Source organism: Sphingomonas sp. BK036 (assembly GCF_004216825.1).
Lineage (GTDB): Bacteria > Pseudomonadota > Alphaproteobacteria > Sphingomonadales > Sphingomonadaceae > Sphingomonas.
This window is the reverse complement of the sequence record NZ_SGXR01000011.1, coordinates 1-18,092: the sequence shown is the minus strand read 5'-3', so window position 1 is coordinate 18,092 and position 18,092 is coordinate 1. Positions and strand designations below refer to the sequence as shown.

Genomic DNA, 18,092 nt, shown 5'->3' with positions numbered 1-18,092 from the left:
TCCCGAGTGGAACATGCAAGGGCTGGGTGAATGCCCGGCATCTGTAACGGGCACCCCGGAATCCGCCAGCCCACTTGTTAGCATGTGAACATGATAGCACGAGAACACGAGAACACGATGGAACGTGAACACGTGTCTGGCATGTAGAGGTTGGTAGCAAAGCCTATCGGTGAGTTTTGGGGTAGCGGCTCACCTTTGGGCCGACGCGCTGAAATCTACCAGCACGGGCAGTTCGGGAATTCCGCCGCGCAGCTTTGCCCGTCGTACAATGCTGTGCTGGTCGATCAGGTTCTGTGCGTCGCGCTTGCCGCTGGACGTTTTTGGGAACCAGTGGAGTGCCACCCGTTCGACCTTGCGCCCGTTCTTGATCGGCGTGAAATCGACATAGAAGGGGCAAAGCTTGTTAATTTCCTCGACAGCCACCTTCAGACAATATTTGTTCATATCAGCGAAGCGTTCGAGTTTACCTTCAGGCACGTTAAGCAGGCCGCGCAGCTCTTCGATCGTAAACTCCTCTTTCTGTTTGTATTCGAGACCAATGCGCCGCTCGATCATTTCATAGAGACAAAGTGCGTATTTTGACTCGAAGCAATACATTACCTGCGTCTTGAGACGGGCATAAACCTGACTGTTCCGCAGTATCTCGATTAGCTCTTCTGGGATACGATAGTGAAGGAAGCCGTCTTTTTCGAGGCTTTCATCACTTGGGCCGAGCAGCTGGACACGGCGCTTGTAGCTCTTGCCATCCTTGCGGATCGTGACGATCGCGATGGTGCCCATGAGGCGCAGCAGTGAACTCTCTATGCGCTCGTTGCCTTGGTGCGTCCCTTTCAGTCCGGATTTCGCAATGCGATGGATGATCGGCTCGCCAATGCGTTCCCAGGCATTGGCGATCAGCAGGTTGTAGATACGGCGATCCGCGAGGGTGAGGGGGCTTAGCTCTACAATATCGACCAACTCGCCGGGCTTGACGATTTCACCGTAGTTGGCGGGATCAAAAGGATTTCCACGTCCCTTCTGGGCCAGCGTGCGGAATGTCATATCGACCACGGCAGGTTGCGACATAGGCTTGACCAACGGTGAGCTAGAGGAACTTACCAACTCACCCTAATCACGAAAAGTGAGCTAGGCAAATGTTTCAGCTCCCCCGTGGAGCAGAGAGGCGGATACCCCAAAACTCACCGATCCTTTTAACCCAACCATTGGGGTACCCCAACACTCACTGGACCCTGCCCGAACACTCACTTTTACCGACCCCAAAGCTCACCGCATGCTACCCCGAAACTCACGCGAATCGACCCCAACGCTCACTATTGGAGGCATTTTTCGGCAGAAATACGGACCTTTCAGGGCTCTGAATCTTGAATCAGAAGAATTAGAGAATCTGAACGGCGAAAGGTGAGCTTTGGGGTGGCGAGCCTGTGGATAACCACCGTCAGAATAGGCAAATGGAATCGGCCTAATGGCCGATGCACTATTCGTCTGGTGCCAGCTGCGCTGTCACCAGAGCGGCGCAAACGCCGCGTGCTTAGCGGAAAAAGAAGAAAGGCAAGCTGGCGACCAGATACTACGCCAGAGCCGACCAAGAGCGCCATGAGGGCAGGGAAGAGGGCTTTGCCACGATCCGCACCCTTGCAGCACCGAACCTCGCTGTTGGTGCTTAAATCAGCTCCTTCGCGATCGGTTTCGTAGATCGTCAATCCGATCACCAGCTCCGTCACCTTCGGAAGGTGAGGCGCTACCCCAAAACTCACCTTTCGCACATCGTCACGCAGGATCGAACAGGCCAGTGAACTCGCGTTGATCGTAGTAGCGGATTTTCTCGACCGCGAGCGGGTTTTCGCCCTGGCGGAGCAGCAGAAGCTGATCGGGCCGCATTCGCATGATTTCGTCCGGTGTGGCGAGCCGGCGAGCGGAGACGTGCCCGCTGACACTCTCCGAGGGACCAGCGCGGTTTTCGCCCCAGCCGGTGCCGCGCGACGTGCTGACGGTATCATATTCGATCGTGGTGTCGCCGATCGTGCGCGAGAGCATGTCGGCGGTGGCATGATCGTTGACCCCGAACGTCTGGATCACGCCGGCGTTGGACATGAAGGTGCCGGCGCGCTCGCCATAGGTGGCCTTAAGCTGGTGCATGTCCTGGAGGATCGGCCAGAGCTGGAGGCCATAGCCCGCCATCAGGCCCATCGCGCGTTCAACCGGTTCGAGACGGCCGAGCGCGGCGAACTCGTCCAGCAGGAACAGCACGGGCCGGGCAGGACGGGCGGTGGACCGCGCCATGTCGGTGACGGCCTGGCTCACCAGCAGCCGCAGCCAGCGCGCATAGGTGTCGAGCCGATCGGGCGGCAGGCACAGGAACACGGTGGCGGTCGTGTCCTTCAGCCCCGCGAAGGTGAAATCCGACGCGGCGGTGCTGGCGACGATGCGAGGGCTGTCGAGAAAGTGGGTATGGCGCTGTGCCGAGGACAGCACGCCAGCGGCTTCGCGATCGGACTTGCCGAGCTGGCGGTTGGCGGCGCGGGCGATCAGGCCACCGGCGCCGGCGCTGTCCTGCATTTTGGCCAGCAAAGCGGCAAAGCCGGCAGGGGCGAGCGTCAGCTTGTCGCGCACCGTCGCCAGCACGCGGGCGTCGGCGGGTTCGTGGACGACGGTATGCAGGATCAGCCCCGCGATCAGCGCCTTGGCTTCCTCGTTCCAATGCGCTTCGCCCGATTGCCCCGGCGCGTCATGCACTAGGGCGTCGGCGAGGGTGTTGGCATCTTCCGCGAGATCGAGGCTGGCGGGATCGAGCCGGTCGAGCGGATTGTAGCGGGCAGGCGGCTGACCCGACACGCCGAACGGATCGAGGCACCAGACCTTGCCCTTGGCGGCACGCGCACGGGCGGTGACGCGGGCATTCTCACCCTTGGGGTCGATGCAGATCACCGAGCGATCGAGCAGCAGCAGGTTGGGAATGATCGTGCCGACGCCCTTGCCCGACCGGGTGGGTGCCATCGTTAGCAGATGCGCCGCGCCGTCGTAATGCAGCAGCTTGCCTGACTTCGCCGAGCGGCCAATCAGGAGATCTCCGTTCGCCTCCAGCTTTCGCACGTCGGTTCGGTCGCCGAAACGAGCGGAGCCGAGCAGATCGCTCCGCTGGTTGGCGGCGCGCCGGTTGAAGCGCCAAGCCAGGAACAGGATCGCGCCGGCCAGCAGGAACGGAATGTCGGTCGCAATCTCACCATAGCCGAAGATGCCCTTGAGCCAGGCGTTGCTCGCCATCAGCACCACGAAGGCGACGAAGACCGCGAACAGCGGGCTGATCCGTCGCCTCGGCATCAGTGCGCTTCCATCGGCGTGACCGGCAAGGACCGGTCGGAGTCGGGATGATCGAGCAGCCGGAGCAGGATTTGCGATACAAGGGGAGGGGGCACGCCCTCGTCAAGCATCATCGCGAAGAACGCATCGTCGTTGGGCGTCGGGATCATGTCCTCGATGACCAGGTTGGCGCGCGAGTCCGCCATGTCCTCATGCCACATCGCGATTTCCGCCGGCGTGCCGCGCACGAAATTCATCGCGCGGACTTGGGCACGGATCGTCTCGATATCGAAATCGCTCATTGCGCTTCGCTCCCTTCCGCTTCCGCGTCGAACGCCCGCTTGCCGCGCCGCTTCCATAGCGCCAGCACGTCGCCAGCATCGTCGCCGCGACCACGCCCGGCGAGATCGAGCAGCGCGCCGTAGAGCGTGGCGCGATCGTCGTCGGTCAGCTCGACCAGCCCGGCTTTCTGGACCAGCCCGCCCAGTTCAATCAGATGGCGTGTTCGTTCGCGACGTTGCACGACCCAGCCCCTGCTATCCGTTCGCCGTTCCGCCGCTTCCGCCCGCAGCGTCGCCGCCTGGTTCAGTCGCAGTGCCCGATCCGTCGATTGCAGCAGCGCCGCCACCTTTGCGCCCACGTCGTTGAAAGAAGGCCGCGCCCTTCGCGCGCCATGCCTCCTTCGCGCCCGCATCCTTTGATCCGATCGCATCGAGCAGCACCCCGGCGAGGGTTTCCGGATCAAGCGCATCGGCCCCGGTCGCAACGACGAGCTGGCCAAGCTGTTCGACCCGCTTTGCCTTGAGCGCGCGGGCCTTGTCACCCAGTGCCTTCAGCTCGGCATCGTAATCGCGAACCTTCCGCATCGCCTTTACCCTTCCGCGTATCGCTCATCAACATCTTAGCGCGCCGAGCATATGGGTAAAGCCAGAACGAGCAGAACGCAGCACCAAGTCAATCAGGAGGAGCGAAGCGGAGGATGAGTGCGCGCTTATACGTCGTTGCCGACGTGCGCTCAGAAGTGCAATAAGCAGGGCGTCATGGCGATCTACCATTTCTCCGCCAAGGTTGTGAGCCGCGCGAACGGATCGAGCGCCGTCGCGAGCGCCGCCTATCGCTCCGCATCCGAGCTGCACGACGATCGGTTGAACCGGAATCACGACTTCAGCAACAAGGCAGGCGTGATCCACTCCGAAGTGATGTTGCCACAGGGCGCACCGGAGCGTTTAAACGACCGCACGACCTTGTGGAACGAGGTGGAGGCAGGCGAGAAACGCAAGGACGCTCAGCTTGCCCGCGAGGTGGAGTTCTCGATTCCGCGCGAGATGAATGAGAAACAGGGCGTCCAGCTAGCGCGCGATTTCGTGAAGCAGCAGTTTGTCGATCGCGGGATGGTCGCGGATCTGAACGTGCATTGGGACAAGGCGAAGGACGGCACGCCCAAGCCGCACGCGCATGTCATGCTTGCGATGCGCGACGTGGGGCCGGAGGGGTTCGGGAAGAAGAACCGCGACTGGAACTCGACCGAGCTTTTGAAGGACTGGCGCGAGGCGTGGAGCGCCCACGTTAATGAGCGCATGGCCGAGCTTGGGCTTGAGGGTCGCATCGACCACCGCAGTTACGAGGCGCAGGGGATCGGGCTGGAACCGCAGCACAAGATCGGCCCGGCCGCATCGCGTCGTCCGGAGCAGGGGCTTGAGGCGGAGCGGATCGAGGATCACACGCGCATCGCTCGTGAGAACGGCGAGAAGATCATCGCCGATCCCAATGTCGCGCTGGACGCGATCACGCGGCAGCAGGCCACGTTCACCACTCGCGACCTGGCGACGTTCGCCTTCCGGCACAGCGACGGCAAGGAGCAGTTCGACCAGGTGATGGGGGCGGTGCGCGCCAGCCCCGAGCTGGTCGCATTGGGGAAGGACGGGCGCGACCAGGAGCGGTTCACCAGCCGCGACATGATCGCGGTGGAGAACCGGCTTGAGCGCGCGAGCGACGAGCTGGCGGGCCGCGCCGCGCATGGCATCGTCGATCGGCATCGTGACGCCGCGATCGACGCAGCCGAGGGCCGAGGGCTTGTCCTGTCGAGCGAGCAGCGCGACGCCTTCGATCACGTCACCGGCAACAGTGGGCTGGCGTCCGTCGTCGGCTATGCCGGCAGCGGTAAATCGGCGATGCTGGGCGTCGCGCGCGAGGCTTGGGAGGGGCAGGGCTACACGGTGCGCGGCGCGGCGTTGTCAGGCATCGCGGCCGAGAACCTTGAGGGCGGGTCCGGCATCCAGTCCCGCACCATCGCCAGCCTTGAACACGCATGGGGGCGGGGGCGTGAACAGCTAGGCCCAAGGGACGTGTTGGTGGTGGACGAGGCCGGCATGATCGGCTCGCGTCAGATGGAGCGGGTGCTGTCCCAAGCACGCGATGCCGGGGCCAAGGTCGTGATGGTCGGCGACCCCGAGCAGTTGCAGGCGATCGAGGCCGGCGCGGCCTTTCGCAGCGTCACCGAGCGCCACGGCGCGGCCGAGATCACCGAGATACGCCGGCAGCGCGAGGACTGGCAGCGCGACGCCACGCGTGCGCTGGCGACCGGGCGCACCGGCGAGGCGATCCATGCCTATGACAGCAAGGGCATGGTCCACGTCGCCGACAACCGTGACGAGGCGCGGGGCGAGCTGGTGGACGGTTGGGATCGCGCACGCCAGACCGAGCCGGGCAAGACCCGGATCATCCTCACCCACACCAACGCCGAAGTGCAGAGCCTCAATGGCGAGGCGCGCAACCGGTTGCGCGCATCCGGCGACCTTGGCGACGACGTGACGGTGAAGGCCGAGCGCGGTGAGCGGCAGTTCGCGACGGGCGACCGCATCATGTTCCTGCGCAACGAGCGCGGCATGGGGGTGAAGAACGGCACGCTGGCGACGATCGAGCGGGTATCGTCCGAGGGCATGGCGGTGCGCCTCGATGACGGGCGCGGCGTCGCGTTCGACACCAAGGACTATGCCCATGTCGATCATGGCTATGCGGCGACGTTCCATAAATCGCAGGGCGTGACGGTCGATCGCGCGCACGTCCTCGCCACCCCCGGCATGGACCGGCACAGCGCCTATGTCGGCATGTCGCGTCATCGTGACGACGTGCAGCTCCACTATGGCCGCGACGACTTCAGCGACCAGCGCCAGCTCGTCCGCGCGCTCTCGCGTGATCGCGGCAAGGACATGGCGGGCGATTACGCTAAGCCCGAGCAGGATCAGGCGCGGGCGTTCGCCGATCGGCGCGAGATCCGGTTCCCGGAACTCGCACGCCAGATGGTCGAGAAGGTGCGCGACAAGGCCAAGGGCATGTTTGCCGGTTTCCGGCCAAAGCCGGCTGTCGCGAAAGAGGGGGCGATTAACACTGCCCGCGATCACGGCCAGGGGGGTCTGATTAACACCGCCCGTGATCGCAGCCAGGGGGGGCCGATTAACACCACCTTGGACGTCTCTCAGGCCAAGGCGATCGAACGCTATGCACGTGCCGCGGGCGATATCGGCCGGATGCGCAACAAGGGTCTGCCGGTGCTGCCGCATCAGGAGAGCGCTTTGCAGAAGGCTGGCGAGAGGCTGGACGCGACCCGTCCCCATGCCGCGCGCGACCTTGCATCGGCGCTTGCGCGTGATCCGAAGCTTATCGAGCAGGTGTCGGGCGGCAACACAGTTGGCGCGACACGCGCGATGGCCGACGAGAAGCGTGTGCGGCTAGACCCGGACGCGCGTGCCGAGCGGTTCGTGGAAGGCTGGCAGAAAATGCAGCAGGCGCGGGCAGGAATGGAGCGGGCCGGCGACAGTGCCGGTGCCGAGCGGTTGCGTGAGCGGATGGAGAAGGTGGCGGGCGGGCTGCACCGCGACCCGCAGCTCGAATCCGCACTGCGTCGCCATGCACCCGACCTGGCGCTGAAGCAGGAAAGCGAGCGGTCGATCGGCGATGCGCTGTCGTCGTCGCTCGATCGTGGGCGCGACCGGGATCGGGGGATGAGCCGGTGACGGTTCGTGCTTTCGGGTACGATCCGGTTTGTGGTTTCATGCAGTAAAGGGGAAGAAGTGCATGGGTGACGATCACGAACTGGACGCCGCAGCGGAGGCGTTTGAAGGTGTCCGCGGTGAGCTTGCGCTGTTGCGCCGCGCCGTCGAGCGGCTGTCCGCGGAGCGCGCCGAGGTGCCGGAGATACCCGATTACAGCGAGACGCTGGGGAAAATGGCGAAGGCGCTCAACGCAACCATGCAAAATGTCGGCGTGCTGGCGAAAACGGCCGAGGACAATGTCGCGCCGCGCTATGTCGCCGACCGGATCGTCGCGGCTGGCGGCCATGCCCGCGACGAGGATCGGCGCATGATCGCGACCGCCGGTGAGAAGATGGACAAGGCGACGACCGCTTTGCACGGTATCGGCGGTTCGGCCCGCCGTGCGGACGAGCAGCGCCGTACCTTGTGGCAGGTCGGTGCGGGAGCGTGCCTGGGCGGGGCGCTGCTATGGACGATCGTGCCGGGGATCATCGCGCGCGAGCTCCCGGCGAAGTGGCAGGTGCCCGAGTGGATGGCAGCGCGCACGCTCGACCTACCGAAATGGGAAGCAGGGCAGCGCCTCATGCGAGCTGCTGGGCCGGAGGCTTTCGCTAACATCGCGGCAGCCGATCGGATCATCACCGCAAATCGCAAGGCTGTGCAAGCCTGCTACAAGATAGCTGTGAGGACTAAGAAGACGGTGCGCTGTACCATCGAGATCAGTCAGGATGACGGGGCGGCAAGAAGTGCGATCGTCAGCTCCACGGATTGAAGTGCCCAAGCGGTGCAAGCCGATCATTCCACCGGACAGCAGCGATGCGCTATGCGGAAGGGGCAAGTGCTTCGATGATCCGGCAGTCGGCGACGGTGTTGCGGCTACAGGAATCTATCAACGCGTCGAGTTCACCAGCAAGCGCGGTGAGGTCTGCAATTTTGCGTCTGATCGCGTCGCGGTGTTGGTTGGCAACGACATCGACAGCGATGCACGACCGATCGCGGTGATCGGCAAGCCCCATCAACTCGCGTACTTGGTCGATCGAGAAGCCAAGATCGCGCGCACGACGGATGAAGGAAAGGCGGCGTAGATGCGCGCCCTCATAGGTCCGATAGTTTCCCGCCGATCGCTCAGGAGCCGGCAGCAAGCCAATCTGCTCATAGTAGCGGATCGTCTCGACCTTGGTGCCGGTCGCACCGGCCAGTTTTCCGATCGTCAGTTTCTCAGACACAGCGCTTGACCCTCTAGCGACTAGAGGGTGCATATAGGCTGTCAGATCGATTCTATCGAGGTGGCGAACATGGCCTGCACAAGCTGCGCGTCCGACAAGGCGGGTACTCTCAACGACCCCAAGTGGCGCCGAGCGCTATGGATTGCGCTCGCCATCAATGGCGGCATGTTCGTTATCGAAATCATTGCCGGCATCACGGGTGGATCGAAGGCACTCCAAGCCGACGCGCTCGACTTTTTTGGGGATACTGCGAACTACGCAATCAGCCTTGGCGTTGCCGGGATGGCGATGGCCTGGCGTGCACGCGCTGCGATGTTGAAGGGGGCGACGCTTGCTTTGCTAGGCATCTATGTCCTGTTCGCGGCGGGATGGGGGGCGCTCCACGACGCAACGCCCCATGCCGAGATTATGGGCATGGTTGGCATCGCGGCGCTGATCGCGAACCTTGTGGTCGCGGTCATGCTGTACCGCTTCCGAAGTGGTGATGCGAACATGAGATCGGTATGGATTTGCTCGCGCAATGACGCGATCGGCAACATCGCCGTCGTACTGGCCGCAGGCGGAGTGTTCGGCCTAAACAGCGCGTGGCCTGATCTTGCCGTCGCCGCTTTGATGGCTGTGTTGGGAATATCCGGCGGTGTTCAGATCATGCGGCAGGCACGCGCCGAAATGCACGGCGAGCCTTTATCCGCCCCCGCTAGTTACCAGCAGTCGTTACATGGCAGTCGGTAAGCTGCTAAGGCGCGGGCCGATGCACCGCCTTTTCGCCCTGCTCCTCAGTTTCATGCTCGTGCTTATGCTCGGGCTTGGATCAGTCGCGCATGCGACCGAAGGCGTGACGTGCATTGATACCACAGCGGTCAGCTCCCTCGATCATTGCGACGGCGACGCTGACCAAGTGCCGGCAGACGCCGACAAGGCGTATCCTCACCATCATGGCGGTTGCCACGGCCATCACGTCGGCGTGCCGATCGCGTCCAATTCAACCGGACCAGCCAGCAGCGTTCGTATGACTGCATCGGTGTGGCGCAATGCGCCTAAGGCTCCGGTAGCGTCGGACCCAGCCCTACGTCCTCCCCAAGCCTGACCAACGCCTAATTCCGCCGGGAAAGCCCGTGCGGACGCCCAAGGTTCGTCAGGAGTCCATTACCCATGCACCGTTTTATTGCGGCCTTATTGGCCGTGGCGTCCTGCGCGTCGATCGCACAGGCGCAGTCAGCCGATCTAACATCGACCAGTCCCCCGCTCACCCTTGAGCAAGCGCTTTCACTTGCCGGAGCGACCGCCCCCAGCCTTGAGGCTGCCACGGCTGGCGTCCGGGCAGCAGAGGCAGGCCGCACGGTTGCCGGCTACCGGCCGAACCCGTCGATCATCGCCGAGACCGAGAACATTGCCGGCAGCGGTCAATATCGGGGCCTTCGCAGCGCCGAGACAACGGCAGGTCTGGCACTACCGATCGAACTGGGTGGAAAACGATCGGCACGGATCGCCGTCGCGGACGCGATTGGCAATCGAGCGCGGATAGGCACGGCGTTGGCCGCGGCCGATCTACGGCTTGCCATCACGCAGCTCTACATCGAGGCGACCGCAGCGGAACGCCGACTGGTGACCGCGCGCGAGCAGGCCGGTATCGCCCGCGAAGCATCGCGCGCAGCCGGCGTCCGCGTTCAAGCGGGGCGAGCATCACCGCTCGAACAGCAGCGCGCCGATGTATTGCGGATCAACGCGGAGACGGCTGTGGAGCGCGCAGAGCGGCTTGCCGAGGTCGCGCGAAGTAATCTTGCCCGACGGATCAGCCGACCCCTCAGGGGACCGTTGGACTTGGCGTGGTTCAATCGCGTTGAGGGCTTTGGTCCGGCACGGCCGATCGAGACCGCAGGGACGTTGGCATTGGCAGCGACCCGCGCAGACGTGACAACGGCAGAGGCACAGGTGCGGCTTGCCAGGTCGCAGCGCATTCCCGACGTGACACTTAGCGCCAGCGCACGCCGGCTTGAGGCTACGAACGACGTGGCAGCGGTGTTCGGGGTGTCTATCCCGTTTCCGCTGTTCAACAACGGCAAGGCGGCAGTGACGCAGGCGCGGGCGCAGACCGATCAGGCGCAGGCGCTACGTCGCGTCGCCGAGCTGGATACCGCGCAGGATATCGCAAGCGCACAGGCAAACGTCGCAAATGCCGCGACGACCGCTCGTAACGCCAGCGGGCCGGCATTGGCATCGGCAAGCGAAGCCGCTCGTATTGCCCGGATAGGCTACCGGGAGGGCAAGTTCGGGCAGCTCGATTTGCTCGATGCCGAACGTACCCTGTCCGAAACACGAACCGCCGCGATCGATGCGCTCGCCACCTATCACGACGCCAAGGCACGCCTCGAACGGCTCGTTGCCGCAGCGCCCTCGCCCGAGGAAACCAATTAATGACGAAGATCATCATACGGGCGCTCGCGCCTGTGACCCTGGCTATCCTCCTTGCCGGGTGCGGCGGGGGTGGCAACAGCGAGGCCGGTGAGAAGGCCGGAGCCGAGAAGATCGAAGGTGCCGAGGCCGACGAAGCCAAGGAGGGTCCAAAGGATATCGTCACCCTGTCCGCGCAGCAGATCGCGGATGCCGGGATAGAAGTTACGCGTCCTACAGTAGGCGGTGTGGCAGGAGCGATCGAGCTATCGGCAACGATCGAGGGCGATCCTCAGGGTGTGCAGGTTGTGTCCACCTCCGTAGGCGGTCGGCTCGTTTCCCTCACCCGCAATCTCGGGCAGTCAGTCAGCCGGGGAGACCCGCTGGCTATCATCGAAAGCCGGGAAGCGGCATCACTGAAAGCGGAGGTAGAAGCCGCGCGCGCGCGTTCCGCACTCGCCCAATCGAACCTTCGCCGCGAACAGCGTTTGTTCGCTGAACGGGTTTCGCCAGAGCAGGATCTGGTCGCAGCGCGAACGGCCGCAACGGAGGCCAGCATTGCCCTTCGCCTGGCACAGCAGCAGTTGTCAGCAACAGGCAGCGGAGGCGGCGCGCTCAACCGCATCGCGGTTCGCTCGCCGATCGCCGGCCAGGTCATCGCGCGATCGGCCACCCTCGGGCAAGCCGTCGCGGCCGATGCAGAGCTGTTCCGCGTCGCCAATCTGTCGAAGGTCACTGTCACCACATCACTCGTCCCCACCGATGCCGGTCGGGTGAAACCCGGCGTGCGTGTCGAAGTAACGGCACCGGGGCGGCGTGAGGAGGGGCGCGTCACTTTCGTGTCCCCCATTCTGGACGAGACGACCCGATTGGTGCCGGTGATCGCCACCCTCGACAACGCCGGCAGCACATGGCGCGTCGGCGAAACGGTCAACGTATCGATCCTCGTTCCTGCGACCGGGGATCGGACCGTCGCTGTGCCATCGGCCGCAGTTCAGATGATTGAGGACAAGTCGTTTGTTTTTGTCCGGACCGCGACAGGTTTCCGGGCAATCCCTGTGACGCTTGGCCGCACCAATGGCGGACAGGTCACGGTCACGGCCGGCCTTACCGGCTCGGAGCGCATCGCTTCCACCAACAGCTTCACGCTCAAAGCCGAACTCGGCAAGGGTGCGGGCGGGGATGAGGACTGAGCCATGATCGGTCGCATCGTCACCCTCTCCGTCGAGAAGCGCTGGCTCGTCCTGCTTCTCACCATCGCGGCTGCATTGCTGGGGATTGGCGCGCTGCGTCAGCTTCCAATCGACGCCGTACCCGACATCACCAACAACCAGGTGCAGATCAACGTCGTTGCCCCTGCCCTCTCCCCTGATCAGATCGAGAAGCAGGTTGCGTTCACCGTCGAAACCGCGCTCGCGGGCATTCCCGGCCTTGAATATACCCGCTCGCTAAGCCGAAATGGCTTTGCCCAGATCACAGCGGTTTTCACGGAAAAGACCGATATCTACTTTGCGCGGGCGCAGGTCGCGGAACGCCTGCGAACCGCTGAGGAAGACCTTCCCGAAGGTGTGAACCCCGAGATGGGGCCGATCGCCACGGGCCTTGGCGATATCTTCATGTGGACGGTCGAATATCGCGAGCTGGATCAGGTCCATCACCGCAACGGCGAACCCGGCCTGCAACGCGATGCCAGCTATATCACCCCCGAGGGGGATCACCTCGTCAGTGACGCCGACAAGGCGACCTACCTGCGCACTGTGCAGGATTGGATCGTCACGCCGCAGCTAAAAAGCACGGCCGGGCTTGCCGGCGTCGACTCCCTTGGTGGCTACACCAAGGAATATCTCGTCGTTCCAGACGTACAGCGCATGGCAGCGATGCGGCTAACGCTTCAGGATCTAACGACCGCCCTTCAGCGCAGCAATACCAGCGCGGGCGCGGGCGTGGTCAACCGCAACGGCGAAGGGCTGGCGGTTCGATCGGATGGGCGTGTCCGCAACGCCGACGAGCTGGCCCGTACCGTCGTTGCCACCCGCGAGAGCGTTCCGATCCTGCTCAACCAGATTGCGACCGTTCGCACCGGACAAGGGCTGCGCATGGGATCGGCGTCGGAAAACGGCCATGAGGTTGTCGTCGGGACCGCGGTCATGCGGATCGGGGAAAATAGCCGCACGGTATCGACTGGCGTTGCCGAACGGCTGACGCAGATCGGCCGCTCGTTGCCGGTCGATGTGGTTGTGAAGCCGGTGATGAACCGGACCGAGCTTGTGAACTCCACAATTTCGACGGTTGCCCGCAACCTTGCCGAAGGTGCGGTGCTGGTGATCGTCGTCCTGTTTGCGCTGCTTGGCAATTTTCGCGCGGCGCTGATCGCGGCCTGCGTCATTCCGATTACGATGCTGCTGACCAGCATCGGCATGTTGGAGGCGGGCGTTTCGGCCAATCTGATGAGCCTTGGTGCGCTCGACTTTGGTCTGATCGTGGATGGCGCGGTCATTATCGTGGAGAACGCATTACGGCGTTTGGGCGAGGCGCAGCATGGTCGCGATGACGTGCTGACGATCGAGCAACGTCTCGGGATTGTCGCGGCATCGGCGCGCGAGATGATCCGCCCATCGGTGTACGGGCAGGCTATTATCATCTTGGTCTATGCGCCGTTGCTCACCTTCACGGGTGTCGAAGGCAAGATGTTCGAGCCGATGGCGCTCACCGTCATCATTGCTTTGGTGTTCGCCTTCATCCTGTCGCTGACCTTCATACCGGCAGCGATTGCGATCTGGCTCAGCAAGCGGGTCGAGGAGAAGGAAAGCCGCGTCGTCACGTTCCTCCGGCAGCGCTATGAGCCGGGACTTGATGCGGCGATGCGCCGGCCCACCCTTACCATCGGCGTTGCGATCGGTGCGCTGGCGCTTGCCGGGGCAGCCTTCACGACATTGGGGCAAGAGTTCTTGCCGCAGCTCGATGAGGGCAACATTCTCGTGCAGGCAGTTCGCATCCCCGGCACATCGGTCGATCAGAGCCAGGCAATGCAATTCCAGGTGGAAAAGGCACTCGCCAAGGCCCCTGAGGTCCGTTTTGCCTTCTCCCGCACCGGCACGTCCGAAATCGCATCGGACCCAATGCCGCCTAACGCGACTGACACGTTTGTCATCTTGAAGCCGAAGAAGGAGTGGCCCGACCCCGGCCTGTCCAAGGAAGAGCTGGTGGAGCGGCTGGAAAAGCGCCTCTCCACCCTGCCGGGCAACGCCTATGAGATCACCCAGCCAATCCAGATGCGGTTCAACGAGCTGATTGCAGGCGTGCGCGGCGATATCGCGATCAAGGTCTTTGGCGATGACTTTGGCGAGATGAACGCGACCGCAGATCGGATCGCCGGCATCCTTCGAAAGACGCGGGGTGCAGCAGACGTGCGGGTCGAACAAACCGAAGGTTTGCCGATGCTCGATATCCGGCCGAACCGTACCGCCATGTCCCGCGTCGGGGTAACGGCCGGTGACGTGCAGGACACGGTTGCCGCAGCCATTGGCGGCCGACAGGCTGGCGTGATCTTTGAAGGCGATCGTCGCTTCCCCGTCGTGATCCGGATGGCAGAAAGCTCACGATCCGATTTGACGGCGGTTGCTCAGGTCCCGGTGCCGACCGGCAGTGGCGGCTTCGTACCGCTATCGACTGTGGCGGATATCGCCGTCGTCGATGGTCCCAACCAGATCAGTCGCGAGAACGGCAAGCGGCGTGTCGTGGTGCAGGCCAACGTGCGCGATCGAGACGTGGCGGGTGTCGTGGCTGATGCCCGGTCAGCCATCGACGCTCAGGTGAAATTGCCGCCCGGCACGTATCTCGAATGGGGCGGTCAGTTCGAGAACCTGGCATCCGCCCGCGATCGGCTCAGCGTTGTGGTGCCGATCTGCTTCGTGGTCATCATGTTCCTGCTCTACGGCGCGCTTGGTTCCGTCAGGGATGCGTTGATCGTGTTTACCGGCGTTCCGCTGGCGCTGGTCGGAGGCATCCTTGCGCTGGTGCTAAGAGGCATGCCGTTCTCCATTTCAGCGGCAGTCGGCTTCATCGCGCTATCGGGTGTCGCGGTTCTCAACGGGCTGGTCATGGTGTCGTCCATCCATGATCTGATGCGGCAAGGCATGGATCGTGCGGTAGCGGCGCATCAAGGCGCTCTGGCGCGGCTCCGGCCAGTTGCGATGACGGCGCTCGTTGCGTCGCTTGGCTTCGTGCCGATGGCACTTGGTCATGGTGCTGGAGCCGAGGTGCAAAAGCCGCTGGCGACCGTCGTCATTGGTGGCCTGATATCCGCAACCTTGCTCACCTTGTTCGTGCTGCCGACGCTCTACGCTCGTTTCGGACGGCGCGAGCTGCCAGCCTCATCAGGGGGACACATCGAACTGCCGCCTTTGAATCATGACAGCGTGAGGGCTTAAGCTATGCAGGCCGTTGCCTTCACGCTCATTCCCGTCGTCGCCGTACTGATCGGCTCGCTATTCGCGGTATCGAGACGGCCAAGTGATGCCTTCGTAAGCGCTATGCAGCACTTGGCGGCAGGCGTCGTGTTCGCCGCAGCGGCAGCCGAGATCCTGCCCCAGGTGATGCACGAAGGTTCACCGATCGCGACATTCACAGGCGGCGCGCTTGGCATTCTCGTGATGCTGTCGCTCAAAGCCCTTGAGGGTCGCGCCAGTGGCCCGATCGCTATGTTGGGCGCGGTCGCAGTGGATATCCTGATCGACGGGCTTGTTCTCGGGTTGGCGTTCGTCGCTGGCGGGAAGGCCGGCGTGTTGCTGACGATCGCGTTGACGTTGGAGGTGCTGTTTCTCGGACTGACCGTGACGACCGAGTTGGGCGAGACGATCAAGTCCAAGGCGCGGATCATCGGGATTACAATGGGGATCGCCTTGTTGCTCCCGATCGGTGCGGCGATAGCGACTCCCGTTGCGACGTTTCCGCCCGTCGTCATCGCCGGGTTTCTCAGTTTCGGTCTGATGGCGCTGCTCTACCTCGTGACGGAAGAGCTGTTGGTCGAGGCACACGAGAAGCCGGACACCCCGCTTATCAGCGCGATGTTTTTCATCGGGTTTCTGGGATTGCTCCTGATCGAGGAGTTTTTGGGCTGACCGCTCGACGTGGAACGCCGTGGACCGATGATGATGACGCCGAGCTTCGTCGGCGTATCGAGGCCAAGCAAACTCTGGCGGTAATCGCGCGCGAGATGGGACGAACGATGGATGCGGTTCGGGGGAGAGCCTCAACCTTGCGGGTAACTCTCCGCTCGTCGCAGCGACCGTGGCGGGACGGCGTGCCGCGCCGAGTAGACATAGACTAGAAAAATAGGGGCGGTTCCCCGCCCCTATCCAGCTTTAGCCGTGCTTCATGCCGCCCTTGGCATGATCGCAGCAATCCGCAGCCTTGGCTTTTGCGCCATCCTTGCAGCAGTCCGCACCGTCCTTGCAGCACGCCATGTCGGCGCAGCAATTGGCGACAGCGGCGAATGCGCCAGTCGACAGGGTGAGGGCGAAGGCAGCGCTGATGAGCTTGAACTTGGTCATGATATTCTCCGAAGTTTACGTGTGATGGTGTTCGACGTCACACGGTTTGCGGAGGGGGCGTGGCCGGAGCGTATGCCATGCCTAAAAGGCCCGTCTGTGGAGCCGGCCAAGGCGATAGACGGGAGGAAGGAACCAGCTCGATATGCTCGACGGTTTCGCCTGCAACCGCAACGCACGGTATGGCGCAGGCCGACGCAGGCGCCTTTTTGACGGGAGCGCCTGCTGATTTGCTGGTGCAGTCCATCATCGCGGACGCAGCCGGAGGCGCGGCCATCGCCATCGTCTCGCAGAGCGGGCCAAGCCGGACCAGCAACATCACCGCCAAGACGAAAAACGCCATGGAATGCAATATCTTGGGGAGTGGGCGAGCCCGGCGTTTCATTGGATGCATCTAGAAGCCCACTCAGTGATGCACAATGTCGCAGGAGCGGTTTGCCACACTAAGCGGACTTTACTCGCCTTTCCGGTACGTTGGTGAGGTTGCGATGCTCGAAAGGTCCGTGGCGCTATCGATCGGCACGCCTGCTTCCTTTCGCTCGGAATAGCGATCGACGAGCTGCGTGGTGTGCGGGCGTAGCAGGACCGTGAAGCGCACCAGTTCCTCCATCACATCCACGATCCGATCGTAATAGCTGGACGGCTTCATCCGGCCGGCGTCGTCAAACTCCGCAAACGCCTTCGCGACGCTGGATTGATTGGGGATCGTCACCATCCGCATCCAACGGCCAAGGACGCGCAGGGTGTTCACGCTGTTGAACGATTGCGATCCGGCTGACACCTGCATCACGGCGAGTGTTCGGCCCTGCGTCGGGCGCATTCCGCCCATCGAAAGTGGCAGGTGATCGACTTGCAGCTTCATGATGCCGGTAATCTGGCCGTGTCGTTCAGGGCTGCACCATACATGCCCCTCCGACCACATCGACAGTTCGCGCAACTCGTGGACGGCCGGGTGATCGTCCCCCGTCACCTGATCGGGCAGCGGCAGGGTCGAAGGATCGAAGATACGCGTTTCGCAGCCGAAAAATTGTAGCAGGCGAGCAGCTTCTTCGACGCACAGCCGCGAGAAGGACCGCTCCCGCAGGGAGCCGTAGAGCAACAGGATACGCGGAGGCGGATCACCAGGGCCCAGCCCAAGGGCAGGACGATCGAGCACATAGCGCTGATCGAGCGCGGGCAGATTATCAGGATCGGAGAGAGTGCGGAGCGGCATCAGGCGGTCCTTGGGCCAAGCAGAATGATACAGGTGCCGATCAGGCAAAGTGCAGCTCCACCCGCGTCCCAGCGATCGGGCCTTACCCCTTCGACAGCCCACAGCCAGATAAGCGATGCGCAGATGTAGACGCCGCCATAGGCAGCATAGGCCCTCCCCGCTGCGTCGCTATCCACGCGTGTCAGCAGCCAGGCGAACAGCATAAGCGAGGCTATGCCTGGAGCGAGCCACAGGGGCGATTTGCCCAGCCGCAACCATGCCCAAAAGGCAAAGCAGCCTGCGATTTCCGCGAGTGCCGCGGCCAGATACACGAGCGCCGTCATACCATGCTGATTCTGATCGCGAGTGCCGCGAGCGTTACCAGCAGCACCGGGATCGTTAGCGT

At 63.2% G+C, this 18,092-nt stretch carries 17 protein-coding genes; 7 read left to right on the top strand and 10 right to left on the bottom strand.

The annotated features are described in order from the left end of the window. Window positions 1–189 precede the first annotated feature (189 nt). From EV283_RS18895 to EV283_RS18875, 5 genes are all read right to left on the bottom strand, one after another. Entirely contained in the window at window positions 190–1,065 is an 876-nt protein-coding gene (locus tag EV283_RS18895) for a replication initiation protein (RefSeq protein ID WP_031392895.1), read from the bottom strand. Window positions 1,066–1,767: 702 nt separating this feature from the next. Then, window positions 1,768–3,318 carry a type IV secretory system conjugative DNA transfer family protein gene (locus EV283_RS18890; protein ID WP_082446614.1) on the bottom strand — a complete coding sequence of 517 codons (1,551 nt, stop codon included), beginning with the start codon at window positions 3,316–3,318 and terminating at the stop codon, window positions 1,768–1,770. Next, entirely contained in the window at window positions 3,318–3,599 is a 282-nt protein-coding gene (locus EV283_RS18885) for a hypothetical protein (RefSeq protein ID WP_031393027.1), read from the bottom strand. The genes EV283_RS18890 and EV283_RS18885 overlap by 1 nt, the downstream gene beginning before the upstream one ends. Then, the gene (locus EV283_RS18880) at window positions 3,596–3,820 is read right to left on the bottom strand and encodes a conjugal transfer protein TraD (RefSeq protein ID WP_031393026.1); all 225 of its coding nucleotides are present in this window, start codon (window positions 3,818–3,820) and stop codon (window positions 3,596–3,598) included. The genes EV283_RS18885 and EV283_RS18880 overlap by 4 nt, the downstream gene beginning before the upstream one ends. Before the next feature lie 13 nt (window positions 3,821–3,833). Further along, complete coding sequence (locus EV283_RS18875) at window positions 3,834–4,163, bottom strand: conjugal transfer protein TraD (protein WP_031393025.1); 330 nt, start codon at window positions 4,161–4,163, stop codon at window positions 3,834–3,836. Between the two features lie 174 nt (window positions 4,164–4,337). On the opposite strand from EV283_RS18875, the gene traA reads away from it, so the two are divergent. Both traA and EV283_RS18865 read left to right on the top strand, forming a co-directional pair. Next, window positions 4,338–7,310: a Ti-type conjugative transfer relaxase TraA gene (traA, locus tag EV283_RS18870; RefSeq protein ID WP_031393024.1), complete on the top strand. Its 2,973-nt coding sequence runs from the start codon at window positions 4,338–4,340 to the stop codon at window positions 7,308–7,310. Window positions 7,311–7,371: 61 nt separating this feature from the next. Further along, window positions 7,372–8,100 carry a DUF6118 family protein gene (locus EV283_RS18865; RefSeq protein WP_192003774.1) on the top strand — a complete coding sequence of 243 codons (729 nt, stop codon included), beginning with the start codon at window positions 7,372–7,374 and terminating at the stop codon, window positions 8,098–8,100. 49 nt (window positions 8,101–8,149) lie between these two features. Here EV283_RS18865 and EV283_RS18860 read toward each other — a convergent pair whose 3' ends face one another. Continuing rightward, a complete protein-coding gene (locus EV283_RS18860; RefSeq protein ID WP_234387586.1) occupies window positions 8,150–8,554 on the bottom strand; it encodes a helix-turn-helix domain-containing protein in 405 nt (134 codons plus the stop codon). Window positions 8,555–8,623: 69 nt separating this feature from the next. On the opposite strand from EV283_RS18860, the gene EV283_RS18855 reads away from it, so the two are divergent. The 5 genes from EV283_RS18855 to EV283_RS18835 all read left to right on the top strand — a co-directional run bounded on the left by EV283_RS18855 (window position 8,624) and on the right by EV283_RS18835 (window position 16,065). Further along, window positions 8,624–9,286, top strand: coding sequence for a cation transporter (locus EV283_RS18855; protein ID WP_031393021.1), 663 nt, complete (start codon window positions 8,624–8,626; stop codon window positions 9,284–9,286). A gap of 420 nt (window positions 9,287–9,706) precedes the next feature. Then, complete coding sequence (locus tag EV283_RS18850; protein ID WP_130328092.1) at window positions 9,707–10,969, top strand: TolC family protein; 1,263 nt, start codon at window positions 9,707–9,709, stop codon at window positions 10,967–10,969. Further along, window positions 10,969–12,138, top strand: a complete 1,170-nt coding sequence (locus EV283_RS18845; RefSeq protein WP_130328090.1) for an efflux RND transporter periplasmic adaptor subunit — start codon at window positions 10,969–10,971, stop codon at window positions 12,136–12,138. The genes EV283_RS18850 and EV283_RS18845 overlap by 1 nt, the downstream gene beginning before the upstream one ends. Window positions 12,139–12,141: 3 nt before the next feature. Beyond that, complete coding sequence (locus EV283_RS18840) at window positions 12,142–15,375, top strand: CusA/CzcA family heavy metal efflux RND transporter (protein ID WP_130328088.1); 3,234 nt, start codon at window positions 12,142–12,144, stop codon at window positions 15,373–15,375. Window positions 15,376–15,378: 3 nt separating this feature from the next. Next, window positions 15,379–16,065 carry a transporter gene (locus tag EV283_RS18835; RefSeq protein ID WP_130328086.1) on the top strand — a complete coding sequence of 229 codons (687 nt, stop codon included), beginning with the start codon at window positions 15,379–15,381 and terminating at the stop codon, window positions 16,063–16,065. A 243-nt stretch (window positions 16,066–16,308) separates the two neighbouring features. Here the strand turns inward: EV283_RS18835 and EV283_RS18830 are convergent, their stop codons facing one another. The 4 genes from EV283_RS18830 to EV283_RS18815 form a co-directional block, all read right to left on the bottom strand. Next, the gene (locus EV283_RS18830; RefSeq protein ID WP_041394287.1) at window positions 16,309–16,497 is read right to left on the bottom strand and encodes a hypothetical protein; all 189 of its coding nucleotides are present in this window, start codon (window positions 16,495–16,497) and stop codon (window positions 16,309–16,311) included. Window positions 16,498–16,534: 37 nt separating this feature from the next. Further along, on the bottom strand, window positions 16,535–16,837 hold the full coding sequence (locus EV283_RS18825) for a hypothetical protein (RefSeq protein WP_130328084.1): 303 nt from the start codon (window positions 16,835–16,837) through the stop codon (window positions 16,535–16,537). Between the two features lie 111 nt (window positions 16,838–16,948). Next, a complete protein-coding gene (arsH, locus tag EV283_RS18820) occupies window positions 16,949–17,707 on the bottom strand; it encodes an arsenical resistance protein ArsH (protein WP_130328082.1) in 759 nt (252 codons plus the stop codon). Next, window positions 17,707–18,030: a YnfA family protein gene (locus EV283_RS18815; protein WP_130328080.1), complete on the bottom strand. Its 324-nt coding sequence runs from the start codon at window positions 18,028–18,030 to the stop codon at window positions 17,707–17,709. Before EV283_RS18815 ends, arsH begins: the two co-directional genes overlap by 1 nt. Window positions 18,031–18,092 lie beyond the last annotated feature (62 nt).